Annotated in this window: 18 protein-coding genes; 3 read left to right on the top strand and 15 right to left on the bottom strand. The window is 63.3% G+C overall.

Annotated elements, in window-relative coordinates; translation table 11 throughout:
* The first annotated feature begins 56 nt into the window (after positions 1-56).
* Complete coding sequence (locus AC3WJM_RS05765) at positions 57-989, top strand: LysR family transcriptional regulator (RefSeq protein WP_307053726.1); 933 nt, start codon at positions 57-59, stop codon at positions 987-989.
* A gap of 131 nt (positions 990-1,120) precedes the next feature.
* Here AC3WJM_RS05765 and AC3WJM_RS05760 read toward each other — a convergent pair whose 3' ends face one another.
* From AC3WJM_RS05760 to AC3WJM_RS05715, 10 genes are all read right to left on the bottom strand, one after another.
* The gene (locus AC3WJM_RS05760; protein WP_476909990.1) at positions 1,121-1,366 is read right to left on the bottom strand and encodes a hypothetical protein; all 246 of its coding nucleotides are present in this window, start codon (positions 1,364-1,366) and stop codon (positions 1,121-1,123) included.
* 62 nt (positions 1,367-1,428) lie between these two features.
* Positions 1,429-2,931, bottom strand: coding sequence for an MFS transporter (locus AC3WJM_RS05755; protein ID WP_307053728.1), 1,503 nt, complete (start codon positions 2,929-2,931; stop codon positions 1,429-1,431).
* Between the two features lie 313 nt (positions 2,932-3,244).
* Entirely contained in the window at positions 3,245-4,225 is a 981-nt protein-coding gene (locus AC3WJM_RS05750; RefSeq protein ID WP_492271368.1) for an ABC transporter substrate-binding protein, read from the bottom strand.
* A gap of 11 nt (positions 4,226-4,236) precedes the next feature.
* The gene (locus AC3WJM_RS05745) at positions 4,237-6,324 is read right to left on the bottom strand and encodes an ABC transporter permease (RefSeq protein WP_492271367.1); all 2,088 of its coding nucleotides are present in this window, start codon (positions 6,322-6,324) and stop codon (positions 4,237-4,239) included.
* Positions 6,321-7,418, bottom strand: coding sequence for a quaternary amine ABC transporter ATP-binding protein (locus AC3WJM_RS05740; protein WP_332602308.1), 1,098 nt, complete (start codon positions 7,416-7,418; stop codon positions 6,321-6,323). The genes AC3WJM_RS05745 and AC3WJM_RS05740 overlap by 4 nt, the downstream gene beginning before the upstream one ends.
* Positions 7,419-7,562: 144 nt before the next feature.
* On the bottom strand, positions 7,563-8,366 hold the full coding sequence (locus AC3WJM_RS05735; protein WP_307053732.1) for an IclR family transcriptional regulator: 804 nt from the start codon (positions 8,364-8,366) through the stop codon (positions 7,563-7,565).
* 66 nt (positions 8,367-8,432) lie between these two features.
* On the bottom strand, positions 8,433-9,542 hold the full coding sequence (locus tag AC3WJM_RS05730; RefSeq protein ID WP_492271366.1) for a molybdopterin-binding protein: 1,110 nt from the start codon (positions 9,540-9,542) through the stop codon (positions 8,433-8,435).
* Positions 9,543-9,680: 138 nt separating this feature from the next.
* On the bottom strand, positions 9,681-10,898 hold the full coding sequence (gene fdhA / locus AC3WJM_RS05725) for a formaldehyde dehydrogenase, glutathione-independent (RefSeq protein ID WP_492271365.1): 1,218 nt from the start codon (positions 10,896-10,898) through the stop codon (positions 9,681-9,683).
* Between the two features lie 271 nt (positions 10,899-11,169).
* Positions 11,170-11,772: a GTP cyclohydrolase I FolE gene (folE, locus tag AC3WJM_RS05720; protein WP_306960244.1), complete on the bottom strand. Its 603-nt coding sequence runs from the start codon at positions 11,770-11,772 to the stop codon at positions 11,170-11,172.
* Positions 11,765-14,104 (bottom strand): FdhF/YdeP family oxidoreductase, encoded by a 2,340-nt coding sequence (locus AC3WJM_RS05715; RefSeq protein WP_492271364.1) that lies wholly within the window; start codon positions 14,102-14,104, stop codon positions 11,765-11,767. Before AC3WJM_RS05715 ends, folE begins: the two co-directional genes overlap by 8 nt.
* A gap of 190 nt (positions 14,105-14,294) precedes the next feature.
* Between AC3WJM_RS05715 and AC3WJM_RS05710 the strand changes: the two genes are divergently transcribed.
* The gene (locus AC3WJM_RS05710; protein ID WP_284989180.1) at positions 14,295-14,960 is read left to right on the top strand and encodes a GntR family transcriptional regulator; all 666 of its coding nucleotides are present in this window, start codon (positions 14,295-14,297) and stop codon (positions 14,958-14,960) included.
* A 68-nt stretch (positions 14,961-15,028) separates the two neighbouring features.
* Here the strand turns inward: AC3WJM_RS05710 and AC3WJM_RS05705 are convergent, their stop codons facing one another.
* From AC3WJM_RS05705 to purU, 4 genes are all read right to left on the bottom strand, one after another.
* A complete protein-coding gene (locus AC3WJM_RS05705) occupies positions 15,029-15,904 on the bottom strand; it encodes a bifunctional 5,10-methylenetetrahydrofolate dehydrogenase/5,10-methenyltetrahydrofolate cyclohydrolase (RefSeq protein ID WP_492271363.1) in 876 nt (291 codons plus the stop codon).
* Positions 15,901-16,527: a cyclodeaminase/cyclohydrolase family protein gene (locus tag AC3WJM_RS05700; protein ID WP_476909986.1), complete on the bottom strand. Its 627-nt coding sequence runs from the start codon at positions 16,525-16,527 to the stop codon at positions 15,901-15,903. The genes AC3WJM_RS05705 and AC3WJM_RS05700 overlap by 4 nt, the downstream gene beginning before the upstream one ends.
* A gap of 119 nt (positions 16,528-16,646) precedes the next feature.
* The gene (locus AC3WJM_RS05695) at positions 16,647-19,139 is read right to left on the bottom strand and encodes a GcvT family protein (RefSeq protein WP_492271362.1); all 2,493 of its coding nucleotides are present in this window, start codon (positions 19,137-19,139) and stop codon (positions 16,647-16,649) included.
* Between the two features lie 61 nt (positions 19,140-19,200).
* On the bottom strand, positions 19,201-20,115 hold the full coding sequence (purU, locus tag AC3WJM_RS05690; protein ID WP_306960098.1) for a formyltetrahydrofolate deformylase: 915 nt from the start codon (positions 20,113-20,115) through the stop codon (positions 19,201-19,203).
* Positions 20,116-20,234: 119 nt separating this feature from the next.
* Between purU and AC3WJM_RS05685 the strand changes: the two genes are divergently transcribed.
* Positions 20,235-20,915 carry a GntR family transcriptional regulator gene (locus AC3WJM_RS05685; protein ID WP_059388974.1) on the top strand — a complete coding sequence of 227 codons (681 nt, stop codon included), beginning with the start codon at positions 20,235-20,237 and terminating at the stop codon, positions 20,913-20,915.
* A 50-nt stretch (positions 20,916-20,965) separates the two neighbouring features.
* Here the strand turns inward: AC3WJM_RS05685 and AC3WJM_RS05680 are convergent, their stop codons facing one another.
* The gene (locus AC3WJM_RS05680; RefSeq protein WP_492271361.1) at positions 20,966-23,122 is read right to left on the bottom strand and encodes an amylo-alpha-1,6-glucosidase; all 2,157 of its coding nucleotides are present in this window, start codon (positions 23,120-23,122) and stop codon (positions 20,966-20,968) included.
* Between the last annotated feature and the right edge of the window lie 180 nt (positions 23,123-23,302).

Below are 23,302 nucleotides of genomic sequence, written 5' to 3'. Positions count from 1 at the left end.
CGATCGATCTGCAACAAAAGCGCAGGATTGTGGAGATAACAGTGCACAATAGATGCATGATCGATCCACGGCTCATAACACTTCGGGTGTTTGCCCAGTGCGGCACCATTGGCGCAACCGCAGAGCTCACGGGCTATTCTCCCTCCGCCGTCTCCGCGCAATTACGGGAGTTCCAGCGCGTGCTTGGAATGCAGCTGCTGACGAAGGACGGCCGGGGTGTGCGGCTGACCGCCACAGGCCGTTTTCTCGTGGCGGGCTCGGACACCCTCATTGCCGAATGGGAGAACCTGCGCGCTGCGGCCATGGAGGCCGGCGAGCAGATACCCGCGCGTTTTGGACTCGGCGGATTCTCCACCGCGGCCGCCCAGTTGCTCGCGCCGCTGGCCGCCACCTTGCGCTCAACCCACCCGTCGCTGGAGGTGCAGGTGCTGGAGGCTAACCCGGCCCGCTGCTTCGACTTGTTGGTTGCCGAGCGGATCGACATCGCGGTCATCGTCGCCATGCAGTCCGACACTTATGTTGAGGACGATCCGCGCTTCGAGCAGACCGTTCTGCTCGACGATCCATTGGACGTGATCATTCCTTCCAGCCATCCGTTGGCATCGCGGGAAAAGGTCACGCTCGAAGAGCTGGCGTCGGAACCCTGGATCACCGAGGCTGCCGGATCCACCTACCATTCCCTGTTCACCGCGGCGTTCACGGCAGTCGGGGTGACGCCGCGGATTGCCCATGAGGCCGTGGAATGGGAAACGCAGATCGCCTTCGTTGGTGCGGGGCTGGGCGTGGGCCTGCTGCCGCGACTCGCCCCCCTGCATAGTGCCGAAAACGTGGTTCGACTGCGCATTACTGGCAAGGGGAAGCCATCGCGGCGCATTGTCGCTGCGGTGCGCAGTGGCAGCATTGCATCGCCCCTGATCAAGGAGTCGCTCGGCATCCTGCGGGTCAGCGCCAATCGGATCCTCACCGCCCGGCCCGAAGACGATCTCTAAAATCGGATGGCCGCGATTCCTTGCCGAAGGGCACGCGGCATCGACGCCGGCCGGGGCCTCGTCCAGGAAGGGCCGTCTCATCATCGGGGGCGCCGCGTGACCGTTTCCGCTCCGCGGCTGGGCATGTTCAGCTAAACACCCATGGTTTCCGGCCGCGATGGAGCATCGATAACGTCGCTTGGCTTGGTTCGGCCCCGCGGATCACTGTAGGCGTAGGAACCCGGCCGGCTGGCGCCACCGTCGTCTTGGCAGTTGCACTTGGCGTCGATTTGTAGCCGGACCGTGACGGGTTCGGAACCTTCGAAGTTGACGATTATCGGATCGGCGCCGGCGCCTGAGATGCGAAGCACGTTTTCCTTCGGCAGGGATTGATTCATTGTGGATTCCTTCTTTGGGCGCCGTTTGGCGAGCTTTGGGGCATTAGTTAGGTCCTCGAAAATCATCGCAGTGAGGCTCTGGCCGTATTTTCGAACGCATGATCCTCCAGGAACGGCATTCCGTCCAGGTCGATCAGCGGGTTGTTGTCCTGGGTAGCGACCAGCTCGCGGGCCTCGGCCTCAGTATCAACGCTCGGCATGGAGCCGGGCAGCGGCCGCCGGGCGGATTCGCGCAGGAAGTAGATGCCGATCGCACCGATGATGGAAGTGCCCATGAGGTAGTAGGCCGGGGCCATGTCATTGTGCGTAGCCTCGATCAGGCCTTGGACGATGAATGGCGTTGTGCCGCCGAAAAGCGCCATGGAGAAGTTGTAGGCAATGCCCATGCTGCTATAGCGGCCCGACGTCGGGAACTGCGCGGGAAGCGCCGAGGCGAGGTTTGCGACATAGAACGTCACGGGGAAGGCGACAAGGGCAAGGCCAGCGAGCGTGGACCAGACATTACCGACGCCGATCAGCAGGAATGCCGGGATAGCGAACACGATGGTGCTTCCGGCACCGATCCAGAGGACGGGGCGGCGGCCGATGCGGTCGGACAGTTTCCCGGTCAGCGGAATGCAGGCTGCCATGATCACCATCACGGGAATGGTTAGCAGCGTGCCGTGGATGGGGTCGTAGCCTTTGGATTCGGTCAGGTACGTCGGCATGTAGGACGTCAAGACATAACCTACGGTGTTGGCAGCGGCGGCAAGGATCATGGCGAGGATAATTTGGCGCCAGTAAGCCTTGATGATGGGCAGGGGTCCCTTGGCCACGGCTTTGTCGGCTGCGGCAGCATCTGCAGAAAGTGCTTGCTGGGCGTCGAGGGTTGCCTGGAACTGGGGGGATTCCTCGATCTTGTTCCGGAAGTAGACGGCGATCGCACCGAGCGGCCCGGCGATCAGGAAGGGCAGCCTCCAGCCCCATTCCTCCATGGCCGCTTGGCCCAGAGACAGTTGCAGCACGGACACGATCGCAGCTCCCAACGCGAAGCCGAGATACGAGCCCATGTCCAGGAAGCTCGCGAAGAAGCCGCGCCGCTTATCGGGGGCGTATTCGCAGACGAAGGTAGTGGCGCCTGCGTACTCGCCGCCGGTGGAAAAGCCCTGGACGAGTTTCAGGATCACCAACAGGGCGGCTGCCCATACGCCGATCTGAGCGTATCCGGGAAGGAGTCCGACGGCGAAGGTACTTGCCGCCATCAGCAGGAGCGTCGCCGCCAGCACCTTCTGGCGGCCAATCTTGTCGCCGAGCCAACCGAAGATGACACCGCCCAGCGGGCGGGCGATGAATGTTGCGGCGAAGGTGCCGAGCAGGAATAAGGTTTGGACGGACCTGTCAGCTTCCGGGAGGAAGACGGGGCCCATGGTGGTTATCAGGTAGCCGAACACGCCGACGTCGTACCATTCCATGGTGTTGCCGACGATCGTACCGCCGAGTGCCTTCTTGAGCATCGGCTGGTTGACGACGTTGACGTCGGACACCTCTAGCCGCCTGTGTCTAAGGAGCTTCGGTTTCTGGGTCATAACGGTTCCTTTTGCTCAATGTTGCAATTGGCTCATATGTGGCCGTCGGCCGGCACCTTGTGACAGGTTCGGTTCGCCCGGCGGATAGGCGTAGTGCTTCCCTCGCAGGCCTTGGGCATGAAGCACCTCTCCCTTCATTTGGGAAGGGACTCGCAAATACCGGTAGGCGCCAATTCCTAGTCGTTCCGCATGGAACAACAGAATTCGCCATAAGCAACAGAGTGCGTTAGATCACAGTGATTGTCAAGGATGTTGCGCAAATATGTTGCTTATCGTGATTCTTGTTGCGTATAGGGGAACTGTCGCCATGGGTCTACTTGAGCCAAGCGGCGACCTTGTCCGAGTTCGCGTCGATCCATTTCTGCGCGGCGGAATCCGGGCTCATGTTGTCCTTGGCGATGTACCCGGCAACCGTGTCCTGGTCCTGGTTCGTCCACGTGAATCTTTTGACGAGGGAATACGCGGGGCTGCCGGAGTTGGCGAACTTGGTGGAGACGACCTTGTTGAGCTCGTACTTGGGGTAATCGCACGCGACCTTGGCCGCGTCGGCGTCGCAGCCGGGCGTGTGGGCCGGGAGGTTGACTTTGACGAGCGGGACCTCTGCGATGAACCACTGGGGCTCGTAGAAGTAGCCGATCAGCGGGGTCTTGTTCTGCTCCGCTTGCCGGAAGGCCTGGATGAGCGCCGGTTCACTGCCCGCGTACACAACCTTGAAGTTGAGGCCAAGGTTCTTCACGAGGGCTGCGTCGTTGGTGACAAAGGAGGGGTCACCGTCGAGGAGTTGGCCCTGTCCTCCGGACTCGGAGGTCTTGAACAAGTCAGCGTACTTGTCGAGGTTCTTGGAGTCCGTGATGTCCGGGTACTGCTTGGCCATCCACGGCGGCACGTACCAGCCGATTACGCCGGTGTTACCGGTCGGCCCGGCGTCGACCGCAGTCTTTTGCTGCTTGATGTACTTGTCCGCGAGCTCGGGGTGGCCCCAGTTCTCAAGGACGGTGTCCACCTCGCCGCTGCCGAAGCCCTGCCATGACACCTCTTCCTTGAGGGTCTTGTAATTTACGGTGCAGCCGAGCTTTTCCCTGGCAACGGTCCCTACGACGTAGGCGTCCGCCTCGTACCCGACCCAAGGGTTTACGGCGACGTTGAATGCTCCGCATCCACTCTTTCCGCTTGGCGGGGTTGCACTAGGGATATCCCCGGCGCAGGCCGTGAGCGCGAGGACCGCGGTGAGGACAATTGCGGCAGACGTTCTCTTCTCCGTCTTTGGGCCACGCTCCGTCAGTGATTTCTTCACGGCTCTTTCCTCTATCGGGTGCTGCCGAAGCGGGCAGTGGCGTGTTGGGTGATCCGGTCGAGCATGACTCCGAGCGCGGTGATGGCGATGCCGGCGGCGAGACCCTTTCCGAAGAGCTGGCTCTGGGAGAATCCGGCGACTACGAGATAGCCGAGTCCTCCGCCGCCGACGAGTCCGCCGACGACGACCATGGACAGGACGTAAAGCAAGCCCTGGTTGGCGGCGAGGACTACTGCCGCGCGGGCCATGGGGAGCTGGACCTTCGCGATCATCTGCCACGACGTTGTTCCGAGTGATTCCGCGGCCTCCACGGCAACCGGCGAGACACCTTGGACCCCGTCGGCAACCAGTTTCGTCGCGATGGGCACACCGTAAGCGAACGCGGCGGCGATCGCCGTGAATCGTGTGGGACCGAAGAGGGCGAGGGCCGGTACCAGGTACACGAAGGACGGGATGGTCTGGAAGGCGTCGAGCACGGGTCGGATAACCGAGTCGGCGGGCTTGCTCCGACCCATCCAGACGCCCAGGCAGACAGCGACGATGATCACAACGAACGCGGCTACTAGCGTGGTCGCGAGCGTCTTCATGCTCTCACTCCACAGCCCGCTTCCGAGGATCACGGCTTCGCACACGATCGTGACTGTGGCGGCCCGCCGGCCGGCGAGCACGAACGCGATTCCGAGCAGCGCGAGCGCCATGGCCCACCACGGCGACTGCGCGAGCACCGACTGGAGTGGGTCGACGAGAAGTGCGGTAACGGTGTCCTTGAGCCATTCCGTGAAGCCTGAGAACGTGCCGACCGTCCAGTCGGTCGCGGCTGAGACGGCCTTCGCCAGTGGGGTGCCGAGGTCGGGCGAAGCCGGGAACTTCGAGAGTGCAAGATAGATGTGCGAGAGATAGATGGCCACGGCGGCGACGACAGCGCTGGCGATGATAGTGGTCCGACGCATCTGCCGGCCCCCGAATGTGCCGGTCTGTCCCACTCCGGACCCGCGCTGCATGCGGGCTTCGATGCCTGAGCGTTCGGAGGCCCTCGTCGTGGTGCGGTCGAGCATGATCGCCATGAGCACGATGGCAAGGCCGGAGACGAACGCCGAGCCGACGTCGAGCGACTGGAGCGCCTGGAGCACCGGAGTGCCCAGTCCCGGGCCATTGATGAGCGCGGCTATGGTGGCCATCGAGAGCGCCGCCATTGTGCACTGGTTGATGCCGACCACGATAGTGCGCCGGGCCATGGGAAGTTGCACCTTCACGAGGGCCTGCCAGGGGGTGCTGCCCATGGACGCGACGGCCTCGAGCGTGGCCGGTGAGACCCCTCGGATGCCGTGCTCGGTGATGCGCACCAGCGGGGGCAGCGAGTAGATGATGGTCGTGACAATCGCGGCCGCCGGGCCGATGCCGAAGACGAGTGCGAGCGGTGCCAGGTAGGCGAACGACGGCAGGGTCTGCAAGAGGTCGAGCAAGGGTGAGACCGCGGCCGAGACTCGGCGGCTTCGGGCCATGACAATGCCTAGCGGGAGTCCCGCGACTGTGCAGATGCCGACTGCGAAAAACGTGACGATGAGCGTGTCGATGCTTTGTGCCCAGTAGCCGAAGAACCCGAAGAGCAACACGCACACGCCGACGAGGAGCATCGAGCGCACGCCGGCGAACGCCAAGGCCAGCCAGGCGAGGAGCGCGACGACGCCGAGCCAGCCGATCTCCGGCACCGGGCGTCCGTCCGAGGCCTGGCTGAAGATGCCTTGGAGAAAGGTAACGAGCCCATTGATTCCGTCCGTGACCGGCTGGACGATGTGCTGGAACACGAAGGAGTTGGTGCGGGCGCTGTCAAAGGCGTCGCGGACGCTGTTCAGCCAGAGTTGGAAGTCCGTCTTGTCTGCGCCGCCCAACTCGAGGGTGTCCACGCCCTTGAGCGTGGCCCAGAGTCCGAGCCAGACGACACCAATGCCCACGAGCGAGACCGGGCGCCAATGACGTCGGCAGAATCCCAGGACAGCAGGACCTCCGGACGGGGTGGCAGGGGTTCGTCCTCCAGGTGAGTTGGAACGCGCGCCCCCGGACCGTCGTCGACGGTTGGCCCGCACTGTGGCGATGCTCACCCGGCACCGCCTTGGTGGGAAGTCGGGGATGGCTCTTCGGCGACGACGACGCGGAGGATATCCTCGTCGTCGACGATGCCGAGGAATTCCTCGCCGTCGAAAACCCTAACGGGGAGCTCCGAGTGGAGGACCTGCCGCGCGGCTTCGCGCACGATGCGGTCGGCCTGCATCACCGGCCCGTCGAGGGCCTCGCGTTCGCGCGGGGGCCGCACCACATAGCGCAGCGTGAGCACATGGGAGCGGGGGACATCCGAGATGAAGTCGCGCACGTAGTCGTCAGCGGGGTTGGCTACGATGTCGGCCGGGGTTCCGATCTGGACGACCTCGCCATCGCGCATGATGAGGATGCGGTCACCGAGTTTGAGGGCCTCCTGGAGGTCGTGGGTGATGAAGACCATCGTCTTCCCCACCTCCTCGTGCAGGCGGCGGACCTCGTTCTGCATGTCGCGGCGGATGAGCGGGTCAAGGGCGGAGAACGGCTCGTCGAAGAGCAGGACCTGCGGGTCCACGGCGAGTGCCCGGGCAAGGCCGACGCGCTGCTGCATGCCGCCAGAGAGCTGGTCGGGGAACGAATTCTCGTACCCGGTCAGGCCGACGAGGTCGACCATGTCCTGGGCTCGGGCGCGGCGCTGGGACTTGCCCTCCCCGCGGACTTCGAGGCCGTAGGCGACGTTGTCGATCACCTTGCGGTGCGGGAGCAAGCCGAACTGCTGGAACACCATCGCCATGTGGTTCCGGCGCATAGCCCGGAGGCGGGCCTTGCTCGCGCGGATAACGTCTTCGCCGCCGATCGTGACGCTTCCCGCCGTCGGCTCGATCAGTCGGGTGAGCAGGCGTACGAGAGTCGATTTGCCGGAGCCGGAGAGTCCCATGACCACGAAGACCTCCCCAGGGGCCACCGCGAACGAGACGTTCCTGACGGCCGCGACACAGCCGGTCTTGCTTTGGAGCTCCTTGCGCGAGAGGTGCTCGGCTGGGGTGCCGATGATCTCGTCAGACTTCTGGCCGAAGATCTTCCATAGTCCATCGACCTTGAGCGCGGACTCAGTCGCGTTGGAGCCGGGGGTCTCTTCTATCGCAGTGTGCGTGCTCATGCTCTTCTGCTCTTTCCGCCATCACTACCCCCTTTATTGATGATGCATCCGCAGTGCTTGGCTGTCACGAAAAGTCGGAGACGCTATTTCGTCCTCCTGGTCCCCTGACCCTTTACTGATGACCCGGCGCCCCAGTACCCGGGGTCATCGGTGCGTGTAGCCCATTTGCACGCTGATCCGGATTCCGGCCTGACGAAGTGCGTCAATAAGTCCAGGGATCTTCTGCGGGTCAAAGCGGAACGCGGGTCCGGAGATGCTGACGGCTCCGATGACGGTTCCCAAGTGGTTGTAGATCGGAACCGCAATCGCGTTCAGGCCGATTTCCAGTTCCTCGCGTGTCTCCGCATACCCGTCGTGGGCCACATCGATCAGCTGCTTCTCGAGGTCTTCCCGATTGGTGATAGTGCGGGGAGTCCTGGCATGAAACCCGGCTTCCGTCAGGATGCGGTCCCGTTCGTCGGCGGACAGTGCAGCCAATAAAACCTTCCCGCTCGAGGTGGCATGGAGCGGCGTCAAGCCGCCCACCCAGTCATAGGTGGCCAACGACGACGGTCCCATGGCCTGATCCACGTTGACGGCATAGTTCGAGCGCAGGACAGCGAGGTTCACAGTCTCCTTGAACTCCTCCGCAAGACTCTCCAACACGGGCCGGGCCTCGCGGACCAAGCTGAGCCGGCCGGGAATCGAGCTGGCAAGCCGCAGGATGCCAAAGCCCAGCTGGTACTTTCCCCGGTCGCTGTTCTGGTGGACCATCTCCCTGTTCACTAACGAGCCCAGCAGTCGAGAGACCGAGGATTTGTGGATGCCGATTTCCTCGGCGATTTCGCTCACGCCGGCGTGTCCGTCACGGGAAAGGATTTCGAGGATCTGGAGGGCACGGTCAACGGATTGCACACCACCGGGCTGCCCGTTTCCGCCTTTTTCGGAGTCAAAGTCAATCGTGGCCATGAGCCATACCTACGTCTTTCTGCGGCGAAACAAGAGGCTGGAACTTCCCCCTTGTTTCTCTAAATCCTAGACCGGAACCACAGAGGCATTGAACGGGTGGCTTCCCGCCGATCCGGCGGTCAGGGTTTGGGTCCACGGGAGCGGCAGTGCGGGAACCGGGTCCCCTGCCCGCGCGCCGCTGGGAGGCGCCGCCAGGACACCGTCGGCCAAGGCGAGGCCCCTCATCATTCCCGGGCCAGTGTGATGGGTGGGGTATGCCAGTCCGTTGTCGAAGCGGAAGGGCATGAGGCGGGTGCGGCCCGGATCAGGGTCAATTGCGGTACCGGAGGTTACCTGGCCGAGGTTCGGGAGCGGACGGTGTCCCAGTGCCGCGATCAGGGGCGCCGCAATGGTCATCAGCGCCATCATGGCGGCCAGAGGGTTTCCAGGGAGTCCGATGACGAAGCGCCCGTCCGGCAGTTCGGCCAGTACCGCGGGATGTCCGGGACGCATTGCGATGCCATCCAGCAGCAGCCTCCCGCCTAGCGCGGCTGTGGCGTTGCGGAAGTGGTCCGGTCCGGAGCGGCCGGTTCCGCCTGTGGTGATGACGACGTCGGGCCGCTCCACCGGGCGGCGGCTGCCCGTATCGCTGAGGGCGGCGAGCCACTCGTGATATGAGTCCCCGATTCTTCGCTGTCCCGCCGGGGTGCCTCCCAGCATTGCCAGCACCGTGCCCAGCTGCGGGCCGAAGGCGTCCCTGACCTGACCCGGCCCGGGCAGCCCGGAGGAGGTCAGAGTGGGCACGCCCGCCATGTCATCGCTTGTCCGGCCACTTTCACGGCGTAATACGGCGTCGGTACCGGCAGGCACCACTCCGCCGGTGGCTATGGGGCTGGCACGGTGCGGTGCCAGCGGTTGGCCCGGTTTCACCAAGGTCCAGGGTCCGCTGCCGCTGACGGCCCAGCCGTCCATGGCCGAGGACGCGTAGTGCGGTAGGTCTTGGCTCGTTGTGACGGCCCGGGCAAGCGTGCGTCCGATGCTTTTCGCCAGGGGCACGGGCAGCGCCGGGATGGGGGCGGCACATTCGAATGCCAATCGGCGGGCCTCAGACCAGCTCGTCGCGGACTTGCCGACGGCCGGTCGACCCGAAGGCCGACGCTGTTCACCGCCGCGATCGATTAAATCGTGAGCAGGCAAGCCTTGCCCCTTATCTGAAGGCTTTCCGAATGGGATGCTGCTCCCCGGGAACGGCGTTAAGGCACCTTCTTGGCCCTTAACGCCGTCCCTTCGGGGAGCAAACGAGCCAGACCAGGCCCGGCCCGTAAAACGCGGCGCCTAGGCCTTGACGTAACCGTTGGGGTTCAGCACGTACTTCGTGGCGGCTCCCGCATCGAACTCGGCGTACCCGCGGGGTGCGTCCTCCAACGCGATGGCCTTGGCGTTGACGGCTTTGGCGATCTGGACTTTGTCGTGCAGGATCGCCATCATCAGTTGCCGGTTGTACTTCATCACGGGGCACTGGCCTGTGGTGAAGGACAGGGATTTGGCCCATCCCGTGCCGAGGGAGAGTGAGAGGGAACCATGCTGGGCGGCGTCGTCGATTCCACCTGGATCGCCGGTGACGTACAGGCCAGGGATGCCCAGGGCGCCTCCGGCGGCCGTGATGTCCATGAGGGAATTCAGCACCGTGGCCGGCGCTTCGTGCGAGGCGTCCTTGCCGTGTCCGCGGGCTTCGAATCCGACGGCGTCCACGCCGCAGTCCACTTCGGGCACGCCGAGGATCTGCTCGATTTGGTCCTTGGGGTCACCCTTGGAGACATTGACGGTTTCGCAACCGAATGACCTGGCCTGGACGAGGCGGTCTTCGTTGATGTCACCGACAATGACCACCGCTGCGCCGAGCAGTTGCGCGCCGGCGGCGGCCGCCAGGCCGACCGGGCCCGCGCCTGCGATGTAGACGGTAGAGCCGACCCCGACCCCGGCCGTGACTGCTCCGTGGAAGCCGGTGGGGAAAATGTCCGAGAGCATGGTCAAGTCCATGATCTTCTCCAAGGCCTGGTCCCGGTCCGGGAACCTCAGCAAGTTCCAGTCCGCATAAGGCACCAGAACATAATCGGCCTGGCCTCCGACCCATCCGCCCATGTCGACGTAGCCGTAGGCGCTGCCTGGCCGGTCCGGGTTGACGTTCAGGCAGATGCCGGTCTTGCGTTCCTTGCAGTTCCGGCAGCGGCCACAGGAGATGTTGAAAGGCACCGATACGATGTCGCCGACCTTGATGAATTCCACATCCGGGCCAACTTCCACCACTTCGCCGGTGATCTCATGACCGAGGACCAGGTCCCGCGGTGCGGTGGTACGGCCGCGCACCATGTGCTGGTCGGAACCGCAGATGTTTGTGGTCACGGTGCGCAGGATCGCTCCGTGGGGCACCTTCCGGCCGACATTGGCGGGGTTGACGCCGGGGCCGTCCTTGAGCTCGAACGTCGGGTAGCCGGTGTCAATGATCTCGACTACGCCAGGTTCCTTGTATGCGACTGCTCTGTTTCCTGACATGGACACTCCTAAGGGCCATTTCATGGTGTTTTGATTCAGTGGTTGGACGTTCGCTGAAACAGTTGCCAACGGTTGCCCGTTGCCCGTAAGCGGTGCTCCGGCGCTTACCTCCCCAGGCATTCAGGCAACCGAAGCACCGCTTACGGGAAACGCGATTCCCCAAGACCGGTTCAGGGGATGAGAGAGGCAACCACGCTGATATGTCGATCTTAGATTAAAGATATATCAGAAATATGTTACGTGAGGCGGGCGGGTCATGTCCAGAGGTTTTTCAGCGGCCGAGTATGAGGCTCAGTGCTTCTGCGCGGGCGGCCGGCAGTCGGAGCTCGCCCCGCACCGCGGAGGTGATAGTCTTTGACCCTGGTTTTCTGACGCCCCGCATGGACATGCACAGGTGTTCACACTCGACGACGACGATCGCACCGAGGGGTCGAAGCGAAGTGACCAGGGCATCAACCACCTGCGTCGTGAGCCGCTCCTGAACTTGGGGCCTTCGAGCGAAGGTGTCCACCAGTCGGGCGAGCTTGCTCAGCCCCGTGACGAATCCATCCGGGGAGGGGATGTATCCGACGTGGGCTACGCCGTGGAACGGGACCAGGTGATGCTCGCAGGTCGAGTAAAAGGGTATGTCCTTGACGATGACGAGTTCTTCATGGCCAAGGTCAAACGTCTTGTCCAGCACGGCGAGGGGGTCTTCGTGGAGGCCGCCGTACATTTCCGCCGCTGCGCGGGCGACGCGCGCGGGGGTCTCAACCAGGCCGGGCCTGTCCGGGTCTTCGCCTACGGCCAGGAGGAATTCCCGGACGGCCCGTTCCACCCGCGGACGGTCAACCCCTGGGGAGGACACCGCAACCGCGCCCCGGCTGTCACCCATGGCTGCCTGCGCCTGCCGGCTCGAGGCGGACAATGACTGACTTTGACGTCGGGGTTCCGCTGATGTCGGCTACCGAGTCCAGCGGTACGAGGACGTTGGTCTCCGGGTAGTAGGCGGCTGCGCAGCCCTTTGGCGTCGAATAGGAAACGATGCGGAAATTCTCCGCCCGTCGCTCGGTACCCCGGAATTCGGATACCAGGTGAACCATGTCGCCGTCCTCGAAACCAAGTTCGGACACATCGGATTCGTTCACGAGGACCACCCGGCGGCCGCCGTGAATGCCGCGGTAGCGGTCGTCCTTGCCGTAGATGGTGGTGTTGTACTGGTCGTGGGAGCGCAGCGTCTGGAGGATGAGGCGGCCCTCCGGGACGCGGAGGTACTCCAAGTGGTTCGCCGTAAAGTGGGCCTTGCCGGAAGCGGTGTCGAATTCCCGGGCATCCCGGGGCCGGTGGGGGAGAACGAAGCCTCCCGGGTTCTGGACCTTCTCCTCAAAATTTTCGAAGCCGTCGAGTACCGCTTCGATGTGTTTCCTGATCAGTGAATAGTCGTCCCTGAGCGCGAGCCAGGCGGCCTTCGGGGTGTTCGGCAGGGGGTGGCCGTCGCTGTCCGTGAAGAGCCGGTGGGCCAGGTTGCAGACGATCGCCACTTCGGACATCAAGTGCTCACTTGCGGGCTTGAGGCGTCCACGGGACGCGTGGACGGCACTCATGGAATCCTCCACCGTTACCCTTTGATCACCTGTCCGCTGCGTGTCCCTCTCGGTGCGTCCGAGCGTGGGAAGGATCAGGGCGCGCCGCCCCGTTGCCAGGTGGGAATGGTTCAATTTAGTGGAGATCTGGACCGTAAGGCGAGTGCTGGCCAGCGATTGCTCCGTGGTCTCAGAGTCGGGGGCCGCCCGCACAAAGTTGCCGCCCATCCCGATGAAAACCCGGACCTTGCCGTCCCGCATCGCCCTGATGGCTGCGACGGTATCGTAGCCGTGGGCCCGGGGGGAGAGGAATTGGAACTCTTGGTCCAGCCTGTCGTGGAACTTCTCCGGCATTTGCTCGAAAATGCCCATGGTGCGGTCGCCCTGGACATTGGAATGCCCGCGGACGGGGCAGACTCCGGCCCCGGGCTTGCCGATGTTGCCCTGAAGAAGGAGGACATTGACGACGTCGCGGAGCGTAGGCACGGAATGCTTGTGCTGTGTGAGGCCCATGGCCCAGCAGACAATGGTTGCTTTCGAAGCCAGGAGCCGCTCACCGGTGGCCTCGATCTGTTCCATCGTCAGCCCGGTCGCTTCGAGGATGTCCTCCCATGCCACGTCTTCCAGTTGCTTCACATAGGCATCGAGGCCGACGGTGTGTTTGCTGATGAAGTCATGGTCGAACACCGTGCGCAGGCCCGGGCTGGTCCTTCCGGCACTTTCGGCCTCCAGCAGGTATTTGCCCAGTCCCTGGAAGAGCGCCTGATCGCCTCCGGCCCTGATCTGCAGGAAGTCGTCGGTCAGCTCGGTGCCAACCATCATGCCAACCACGTTCTGCGGGTTTTCGAATTTGAGCAGTCCGGCTTCGGGAAGTGGATTCACGGACACGATAACCGCACCGTTTTTCTTGGCCTTCTCCAGCGAGCTGAGCATGCGCGGGTGGTTCGTGCCTGGATTTTGGCCGGCAACGAAGATCAGCGACGCTGTTTCCACGTCTTTGAGGCTCACGGAGCCCTTGCCGATGCCGATGGTCTCGACGAGGGCCGAACCGGAGGATTCGTGGCACATGTTGGAACAGTCCGGAAGGTTGTTGGTCCCGACACCGCGCACGAGGAGCTGGTAGGCGAAAGCCGCCTCGTTTGACGTGCGGCCGGAGGTGTAAAACACCGCCTGGTCCGGGTTGTCCATGTCCCTGATCTCCTGTGCGATGAGCTCCAAGGCATCGTCCCAATCCACGGGCCTGTAGTGCGTCGCGCCCTCGTCCAGGAGCATCGGATGCGTCAGACGCCCCTGCTGTCCCAGCCAGTAGTCGTCCCGTGTCTTCAGTTCAGCTATGGAATGCGAGGCGAAGAACTCCGGTGTGACCCGGCGGCGTGTGGCTTCTTCCGCGACGGCCTTCGCGCCGTTCTCACAGAACTCGGCCGTATGCCGCTTGTCGTGCTCCGGCCAGGCGCAGCCCATGCAGTCGAACCCGTCTACTTGGTTGACCGCCAGCAATGTTTGGACGCTGCGCAGTGGGCCCATCTGCTCGAGGGAGATCTTCAGCGCATTGGTGACGGCCGGGAGGCCCACGGCCTTCGACTTGGGTTTGGTGACAGTCAGCTTTGACTCGTCGATATTTTCACGGGGGGCTTTTGAGGCCATGGGCTTTTCCTTCAGAACTTGGCCGGATAGAGAGGTCTGGCGGTGAGGAGGAGGAAGTCCGTGACATTCTTATCCAGCGCATATTGATATATCAGTTGTAGGGATACTATGTTCACGGGGCCGGTGAGTCAAGGGCGCCGTCACCGAACAGGAAGGATCAGACGTGGAGAGCAGCGGCAAGTTATCGGTCATGGGGGAGTCGGAAGTGCCTGCGAGGCAGGATGACGAGTCCTATGCCGAGTATGCGTACCGGGTGCTGTGTGATGAGCTGATCGTCCTTGATATCAAGCCCGGGGAGCCCTTGAATGATGACCTGATCTCGCGTCGGCTTGGTGTGGGAAGAACGCCTATCCGGGAAGCCATGAAGAGGCTGGAAAGCGACCACCTGGTGGTGGCCTATCCACGCAGGGGAACCTTTGCCGCGGGCGTGGATATTACGGACCTTGCCGAAATCTCCGAGATTCGTCAGCTTTTGGAGCCTGCGGCATCTGCACGTGCCGCTCGAATGGCATCGGACCGGACGCGGCAGGAGCTAAGGGAGCTTGCCCGGGAGGTTCGGCAGCTCTTGGCCGGCCACCTGGCACAGCGGGACCTCATGCGCTTGGACATGCGAGTGCACCGCAGCATCTACCGGGCGACTGGCAGCCGGCATCTGGAGGATGTCCTGATTCGCTGTGACAACCTGGCGACCCGTATCTGGAGTCTCGTACTGGAGAAGCTCCCGCCGGTTTCCGAACACATTGCCCAGCACGTGGAGCTGCTTGAATACATTGCGGATGGCGAGGCAGAAGCGGCTGCAGACCTGACCGCCAAGCACGTTACCGACTTCGAGAACCTGATCCGGGCGGTCCTCTAGCAAGACTGAGCGTCCCGGATGCCCGGCGCCGTTCCCTTCGGCGGCCGGGCATGGTTTTGCCCTTTGTGTCAGCCGACAGGTCCAGGGATCAAAGAGCGCGACTGTTCACGGGCGGCCTCGGCGGTGTGCAGAAGCAACAGTGCGGTGGTCACCGTTCCGACGCCGCCGGGAACGGGCGTCAGTGCTGCCGCGACGCCAAGCACGCTGGCTTCGTCCACGTCCCCGACGAGGGATCCGTCGGCAAGGACGTTCGTCCCGACGTCGATCACTATCGACCGGGAGGAAACATGGGCGCCCGTGAGCAGGCCGGTCCGCCCGGCTGCGACAACAACGACGTCGGCAGTCTCCGTGTATCTCTCGAGCGGACCCGACTTGGAATGGCAGACGGTGATGGCGGCGTCGCGTTCCAGGAGGAGCAGCGAAAGCGGTTTGCCGACGACGGCGGAACGGCCGATGACGACGACGTTCCGGCCCGCCACCGGGATGTCGTAGTGGTCGAGGATCTCGACGACGGCCCGGGCGGTAGCAGGTGCGAAGGCGGGTTGCCCCACGGCCAGCCGGCCGAGGCTGAGCGGGTTCGCGCCGTCGATGTCTTTCTCTGGTGCGATGTGGCTGACCAGGGCATCCGTCCCGACCCCGGCGGGCAGGGGCGTCTGAAGGATGATTCCGTTGACGGACGGATCCGCGCTGAGGTCTTTCAGGACGCTGGCCAGGACGTGCTCTGTGGCGCCAGGGCCAAGGTCGACAATCCGGCAGCCGATGCCCGCGCGGTCGGCTGCACGTCCAATGGAGCGGACGTACCAATGCGTGGACTCGTCGTCGGTTGCCACCACCACCGCGAGGACCGGGCGCGCTCCTTCGTTTTCGAGCTTCATTGCCTCATCCCGGACTCTCTGCTGGATGACTGCTGCCAGCGGCTTGCCCGAAAGCAGGGTGGCGCTCAACCGAGGATCCTTTCGCGTACGCGCTTCACGAGCGCGTCTGCCGCCAGGACGACCTTCTCTTCGATCCCGTCGGTCTGCTGGGCAAGCCCGGTCCGGGTAACGCCGTCCTTGATGGCCACAATATTGATGTCAATGTTCACCCGTGCCGTGCTGGCAGCTGCGCGGGCGGCATCCGCGGCGGCTGCGACGTCGCTGATCACGTTGGCATTTGCGACGTCGAACAGTTCCGTGGCCAGTTCGACGACGGCTCCTGAGACCTTGACCAGTTGTGCCGGGGTCTGCGCTGCGTGAATGAGGGCAGCTTGGATGGCGGCCGACCGCGCTTCGTTGGAGGCCTCCGTCCCTGAGGGCAGCTTGTAGGAATCGATGACCCCTTGGAAGGCTAGTTCGTCGGCTTCCGCAAGTCGCAGGGCTTCGTCTACAAGTTCGTCCGCGGCCGCGATGATCCTTGAGACCAATGCGGCGTGTTGCTCGTATTTGGCGCCCGTGGTGTACCTGGCGACCATTGCAACGAGGGCGGCACCTTGGGCGGCGTGAAGCGCAGCGGCCGCGCCTCCGCCGGGGGTCGGCTCACGTGAAGCAAGCCTGGTGAGGTAATTGTTGATTGTTTCTGAACTGATCATGGGTCTTCCTGTTGTGTGTCTTCCTAGGCAGGGGCGGCAGAAGAGTCGGAAAGACGGCGGCCCGGACTCTGGTTGCGAGGATGAGTCCGGGCCGCGTGCCTTTGGATGCCGGGCCGGTCTTAGCCTCGGAGCCTGGTCATCGTGGGGTCGTACAGCGGATCGGCCGTGACCGTTGCCTGGATGCGCCGTCCGAAGTACTCGATCTCGACGGAGTCACCCAAGGAGACGGCGGACGGGAGGTACGCGTAGGCGATCGGCTTGGCAACGGTGTAACCATAGGCGGCGCTGGTGATGTAACCGACCGCCTGGTCCTTATAGAAGACCGGTTCCTTGCCCAGGACGATGCTGCGTCCGTCGTCGACCGTCAGGCAGCGCAAGCGGCGGGCGGAGTTTTCCTCGGTTCGCCCTTCCAGAGCGGCTTTGCCGACGAAGCTGTCCTTGGCCATCTTCACGGCGAATCCGAGGCCTGCTTCGAGGGGGTCGTGCTCAGTGGTCATGTCGGTGCCCCATGAGCGGTAGCCCTTTTCAAGCCGGAGCGAGCTGAAGGCGGCCCGGCCCGCCGCGATGACACCGAAGGGCTGCCCTGCCTTCCACAGTGCGTCCCAGAGGCGCTGGCCGTTGTCCGCGCTGGTGTAAAGCTCCCAGCCGAGCTCGCCGACGTATGAAAGGCGCATGGCGGTGACGTTGACTCCGCCGATGACGACATTCTTGGCCCGGAAGTAACGGAGACCGTCGTTGGAGAAATCGTCGCTGCTGACGGTGCTGATGAGGTCCCGGGCGAGGGGGCCCCAGAGACCGATGCAGCAAGTGCCGCCCGTCGTGTCACGTACCTGGACCCAGTCGCTGGCGGAGCCGCTTTCGGTCTGGTGGCGCGCGGCCCGGTCAAAGTAGGCGGTGTCGATGTTTCCGTTGGCCCCGAGCTGGAACCTGTCTTCGCTCAGGCGGGCCACCGTGATGTCGCTTCGGATACCGCCTGCGTGGTCCAGCAGGAGGGTGTAGGTCACTGCACCTGGCTTTTTGTCCAGGTCCGCGGTGGTGAGCTCTTGGAGCAGCTTGAGTGCTCCGGGGCCGGAGACCTCGAGGCGCTTGAGCGGTGTCATGTCGTACATGGCCACCGCGGTGCGGGTCTTCCACGCTTCGGCGGCGGCGATGGGCGAGCTGAACATTCCGGACCAGGCATCGCGGGCCGGGGGCTGCCACTCGGCTGGCATTTCCTTCAGCAGTTCGGCGTTGGCCTCGAACCAGTAGGGGCGTTCCCAGCCGCCGGATTCGAGGAAGAATCCTCCCAGTTGCTTGTGGCGGGCGTGGAACGGGCTGACGCGGAGGTTGCGGGGGGAGAGCTTGGGCTGGAGCGGGTGCAGGACGTCGTAGATTTCCACGAAGTTCTGCTGGGACGTTTCGCTGACGTATTCGGGGGTGAGCTGGACGTCTTCGAAGCGGTGGATGTCGCATTCGCCCAGGTCGATCCGGGACTTGCCCGTGGTCAGCAGTTCGGCAACAGCGCGGGCAACGCCGGCCGAGTGGGTGACCCACACGGCTTCGGCGACGAAGAAACCATCGAGCTCCTTTGATTCGCCCACCAGCGGGCCGCCGTCGGGGGTGAAGGAGAAGATGCCATTGAAGCCATCTTCGATGTCGCTTTCCGCCAGCGCCGGAAGCAACTGCTTGGTCGCCTCCCAGGCCGGGAGGAAGTCCTCGAGGGTGAAGTCAAGGCGGGAAGGCATGTTGTGTTCGCTGATGCTGTCCGGCGCGTAGCTGCCGAGTTCCTCGACGTCCACCGGCATGGGGCGGTGGGCGTAGGAGCCAATGCCATAGCGGTCGCCGTGCTCGCGGTAGTAGAGGTCCTGGTCCTGGTGGCGCAGGATGGGCAAGGAAGCGCCGTTGGGTAGTTCGTTCCGGCCCTGCTGTGCCGGTACGGGAGTTGTCGTGACGTATTGGTGGGCCAAGGGCAGGAGGGGAACGGACATGCCGATCATTTCGCCAATCTTGGCGCCCCAGAATCCTGCGCAGGAGACAACGATGTCCGCAGGGATGACACCGTCGGAGGTACGGACTCCGGTGACCCGGCGCCCGGATTGCTCGATCCCGGTCACGGTCGTGGAGCCACGGTACTCCACCCCGGCTGCCTCAGTGCGCTTGATCAGCAATTGGACGGCGCGGGCGGCGCGGGCCAGCCCGTCGCTAGGTACATGGAGGCCTCCAAGGATGTCTTCCTCGTTGATGAGCGGGTAGAGCTCCTTGCACTCGTCGCGGGAAAGGATCTTGCCTTCGATTCCCCAGGATGCGGCGTAGCCGAGCTTGCGTTTGAGGTCGGCGAGCCGGGTCTCCGTGGTTGCAACTTCCAGGCCGCCTACCTGGTTGAAGCAACTGACGCCGTCCTCGGTCAGCGACAGGAGCTTTTCGACCGTGTACTTGGCGAAAGTTGCCATGGTCTTGGAGGCGTTGGTCTGGAAGACCAGCCCCGGGGCGTGGGACGTGGAGCCCCCGGGCATGTTCAACGGTCCCTGGTCCAGGACAGTGATGCTGTTCCAGCCGCGGGCGACCAGTTCATCTGCCAGGTTGGTGCCGACGATCCCAGCTCCGATGATGACTATGCGTGGCGTCGATGCCATGTGGTTTCTCCTGCTATTTCTCGTGGTTGGGCTACTGCTGCTGCTTGTTGTCGGGCGTCGGCTAGCGGAAGACGACGGTGCTGGTTTGGTTCAACAGCACGCGGTGTTCGCAATGCCACCGCACGGCCCGGGAGAGCGCGAGTGCTTCGGCGTCCTGCCCGACCGTGGAAAGGGCAGTCGGCCCATAGCTGTGGTCTACGCGAATGACTTCCTGTTCGATGATTGGTCCCTCATCAAGATCCGCGGTGACATAGTGTGCCGTGGCACCCACCAGCTTGACGCCGCGGTCGTACGCCTGGTGGTAAGGACGCGCACCCTTGAAGCCTGGCAGGAACGAGTGGTGGATGTTGATCGCCCTGCCCTCCAGGGCGCGGCTCAGCTCGTCGGACAGAACCTGCATATAGCGGGCGAGAACCACCAAATCGATGTTGTATTCGTCAACCAGTTCGAGAAGGCGCCGCTCCGCATCCGCCTTGGTGTCCGGCGTCACCGGAATGTGCACGAATGGAAGCCCGGCAGCCTCGGCCATGGCCCGGTGAGTTTCGTGATTGGAAACTACCAGCACCAGGTCCCCGCCCAGGCTGCCCCCACGCCAGCGGAAAATAAGGTCGTTCAGGCAGTGCCCGAACTTTGACACCATGACCAGGACGCGCTGCTTAGTCTCGTCATGGAATCCGAACTTCATGTCAAAACGGTCGGCGATCGCCCGGAACTCTTCCTCGAGCGCGTCCGGTGAGTACTCCGGGGATCCGGAAAACGCCGTGCGCAGGTGCAGCGTCTGGCGGAGTCCGTCGTCGAACTGCTGGTGCTCTTCGATGTTGAATCCCCGTTCGAACAGGAACGTCGTGACCGCCTGGACGATGCCGGCGCGTTCAATGCACGACAATGTGAGCACGAACCTCCGCGAACGGTCGCCTTCAGAGGCACTCGCCTGCGGAAGTGTGCTTTTTATTGGAGTGGTCTCCACGAGCGTCATGTCTCCTCCTTAAGATATATTTTCGATTCGATAACTGATATATTAGATTGGGATATAGCGTATACTGGAGTTCGAGTGAGGTCAATAGTCCGCTTGGCTGGACGCGAAAGGTCGGTACCGTGGTATTTGAAGCGCTGGCAGCGGTGGATGCCGCCGGTCCGAGATCCCTGGCGGAAGTGGCCTACGAGCGGATACGCGACAGGCTCCTGACGCTGGACATCAAGCCGGGTGACTTGGTGAACGACGACGTGCTGGCGAGGGACCTTGGCATCGGGCGCACTCCTGTGAGGGAAGCGTTGAAGCGCCTCGAGTTGGACCGTCTGGTCATCAGCTATCCACGCAGGGGAACTTTCGCCACGCGCGTAGAGGTGACCGATCTGGCGTTCATTTCGGAGATTCGCGCCCAGCTCGAACCACTGGCGGCCGCGCGGGCGGCTCGGGTTGCAACACCGGCAGCCAGGGAGAACTTGCGCTCCGTGATGCGTGCAGTCGAGTCATTCGAGGTCGACGGCGCCTCCGTGGTGGAGACACTGCGCCTTGATGCCCGTGTGCATCAGGGGATCTATGCGGCAGCGGCAAATCCCCACCTCGAAGATGTGCTGATCCGCTACGACAACCTGGCGACACGGATCTGGTGCATGGTGCTCGATCGCCTGCCGGATCTTTCCCGCCACGTGCATGAACACCTCGACCTTCTTGGCGCCGTGATCGACGGCGACGAGGCCAGGGCTGCGGAACTGGCGCGACTTCACGTCGACGGCTTCGAAAAGGCGGTCCGTTCAGCGCTGTTTGCTGCGTAGGAAGACCGCCCTCCTCCGATGTCCAAGCTGGAGTGATCGTGGTGGGAACGCTATTTGTCCGGATGCAGTTTGGCTTGCTCCACGAGATCGCTGATCCACGGCCGTTGCCCGCGGTGCAGTACCAGGCCTTCCGGTACGCCCTGAACGGAGGCTGCTGAACCGGATATGTCGATGGTGATCCGGCCGGAGCCCATAGGGGCGTTCGTGATGTGAAGTTCGCCGTAGGAATCCGGCAGCACAGGGTCCAACCAAAGCCCCCCTTGGGAAATGTGTGCGTCGTAGCGCATCAGGCTGGTCACCAGCAGGATCGGTGTGGTGGCGGCCCAGGCCTGTGGGGAACAAGCCGTGGGATAGGGTACCGGTTCGGCGAACTGGTCGCGGCCGAAGCCGCAGAACAGCTCGGGCAGCCGCCCGCCCGAGTATTCGGCCGCCTCCAGCAGTGCAGTGGCTATCCGCTGTGCCTCTTCGACAAACCCATACCGGAGCAGCCCTGCCACAATAAGCGCGTTGTCGTGGGGCCAGACCGATCCGTTGTGATAGCTGGCAGGGTTATACGCCCGCATGTCGCTGGCGAGGGTCCGTATTCCCCATCCGCTGAACATCTCCGGGGACATCAGATGCTCCACCATTTGTGGCGCCTTGTCCTCATCCACAAGGCCGAACCAGAGGCAGTGGCCCATATTGGAAGCGCAGGCATCCACCGGCCGCTTATCGCGGTCCAGCGCGACGGCGTAGTACCCCTTGTCCGGCAGCCAGAACTGTTCGTTGAACCGCCGCTTCAGCGTCGCGGCCCGGTCCCGAAGTTCGGCTGCCAAGGCGAGGTCGCCGGCGTCGTACGCCATCCAGGAGCGCGCCACGTATGCGCCGTGGACGTAAGCCTGGACCTCGCAAAGGGCGATCGGCGGTTCCGCCAGGGTTCCATCGGCGAAGTTGATGCCGTCCCAGGAGTCCTTCCATCCCTGATTGACCAACCCATGATCGTTGAGGCGCTTATACTCGACAAAACCGTCCCCATCCCGGTCCCCGTATTCGCGGATCCACTCCAAGGCGCGGTCAGCGTTGGGCAGAAGGGCGTCGATGGTCTCTCTGTCAAAACCCCAGCGGCTGACGGACCCCAGGACCACCACGAACAGTGGGGTTGCGTCGACGCTTCCGTAGTAGGCGGATTTGCCGCCCAGCGCCAGTCCGGTGGAAACATCGAGCCTCACCTCGTGGAGGATCTTGCCGGGCTCCTCTTCGCTCATCGCGTCCACGACGGTGCCCTGGCGGTCAGCCAGGGTCTTCAGAGTGCCCAATGCGAGGGAAGGATCCACTGGAAGCGACATTTCCGAAGCCCAGAGCGAATCGCGACCGAACAGGGTCATGAACCAGGGCGCTCCGGCGGCGACGACCACCCGTTCAGGATGGCCAGGGTCCTCGATTCTCAGCGCTCCCAAGTCGTCGTAGCTTCGCCGCAGAGTCCGCTGGATGGAACGGTTGCCCATCTGCAATGCCGGAATCTTCGCCACCCACTCTTGACGGCGCCGGTCACTCGGAGACATTTCGCCAGGCGCCGGATGGACAAATGGGGCCTCGGGGCGTGCGCCGTTGTCCGTGGGCACAACATTCAATCGAGTACTCCACTGCCCATAGGGCGGAACGACTATCTCAAATATCAGCCCTTCAGGTGTGGCTTTGGCCCCATCCGCCTTGACGACGACGCCCTTCCGGATGTCGTGCCATTTGGCCTGGATTTCCAGGGCGTCGCCGTCGTGACCGCGTGTTTCCGCCCAGCGACGCTGGATTCGTGCCTCTTTCACTTCGAACAAGTCGGCGAAGTCCGCTTCGACGGCCAGCACAATCTGGCATTCAACGGGCTTCGTCGAGTAGTTGCGGATGGTGATCCGTTCCCGGATCCCTGCCCCCACCTCACGCAGCCGTTCCACGATCAATGGACTGTCCGCATACCCATCCGAGAGTTGCAGGCGGCCAGCGAAGAGGGCCCGGTACGGTTCCTTCGTCTCGGCAGCCAAGGGTTCGAGGGGCTGGCCGTTGATGGTTAGGTTCCAGCGGGAAAGGATGCGGGTATCCAGGTGAAAGACCCCGTGTGGGAGTTCGGGATGGATGTCTCCATTGGCCGATGAAATGCAGAAGGACGATCCTTCAACCAAAGTCACTGTGCCTGACCCAAGGGGTCCAGCCGCCGTGTCGGCATTCCATCCAGCCACTGCCGGCTCCTTCTTACGAATGCACTCCTGACCCGCCCGGGGCGCGGGTGGACCTTTGCTGCTCCCGTGTGGATGTAACCGACGCTACGCCCGTCGTGGACCGTACGCCAGAGACGATTTACCTCGTAAACAAGAACCATTGGTCCCCTTGGGACCGTTCGTATATCTTAATTCATGGTT

The sequence above is a fragment of the Arthrobacter sp. FW306-1B-G06A genome, from assembly GCF_058781765.1.
This window is presented reverse-complemented; position numbering and strand designations above follow the sequence as displayed.

What these genes read in the sequence shown, in the direction of transcription:
- AC3WJM_RS05765 (WP_307053726.1), top strand. Translation starts at nt 57, where the DNA reads ATGATCGATCCACGGCTCATAACACTTCGGGTGTTTGCCCAGTGCGGC.
- AC3WJM_RS05760 (WP_476909990.1), bottom strand. Translation starts at nt 1,366, where the DNA reads ATGAATCAATCCCTGCCGAAGGAAAACGTGCTTCGCATCTCAGGCGCC.
- AC3WJM_RS05755 (WP_307053728.1), bottom strand. Translation starts at nt 2,931, where the DNA reads ATGACCCAGAAACCGAAGCTCCTTAGACACAGGCGGCTAGAGGTGTCC.
- AC3WJM_RS05740 (WP_332602308.1), bottom strand. Translation starts at nt 7,418, where the DNA reads ATGAGCACGCACACTGCGATAGAAGAGACCCCCGGCTCCAACGCGACT.
- AC3WJM_RS05735 (WP_307053732.1), bottom strand. Translation starts at nt 8,366, where the DNA reads ATGGCCACGATTGACTTTGACTCCGAAAAAGGCGGAAACGGGCAGCCC.
- fdhA (WP_492271365.1), bottom strand. Translation starts at nt 10,898, where the DNA reads ATGTCAGGAAACAGAGCAGTCGCATACAAGGAACCTGGCGTAGTCGAG.
- folE (WP_306960244.1), bottom strand. Translation starts at nt 11,772, where the DNA reads ATGGGTGACAGCCGGGGCGCGGTTGCGGTGTCCTCCCCAGGGGTTGAC.
- AC3WJM_RS05715 (WP_492271364.1), bottom strand. Translation starts at nt 14,104, where the DNA reads ATGGCCTCAAAAGCCCCCCGTGAAAATATCGACGAGTCAAAGCTGACT.
- AC3WJM_RS05710 (WP_284989180.1), top strand. Translation starts at nt 14,295, where the DNA reads ATGGGGGAGTCGGAAGTGCCTGCGAGGCAGGATGACGAGTCCTATGCC.
- AC3WJM_RS05700 (WP_476909986.1), bottom strand. Translation starts at nt 16,527, where the DNA reads ATGATCAGTTCAGAAACAATCAACAATTACCTCACCAGGCTTGCTTCA.
- AC3WJM_RS05695 (WP_492271362.1), bottom strand. Translation starts at nt 19,139, where the DNA reads ATGGCATCGACGCCACGCATAGTCATCATCGGAGCTGGGATCGTCGGC.
- purU (WP_306960098.1), bottom strand. Translation starts at nt 20,115, where the DNA reads ATGACGCTCGTGGAGACCACTCCAATAAAAAGCACACTTCCGCAGGCG.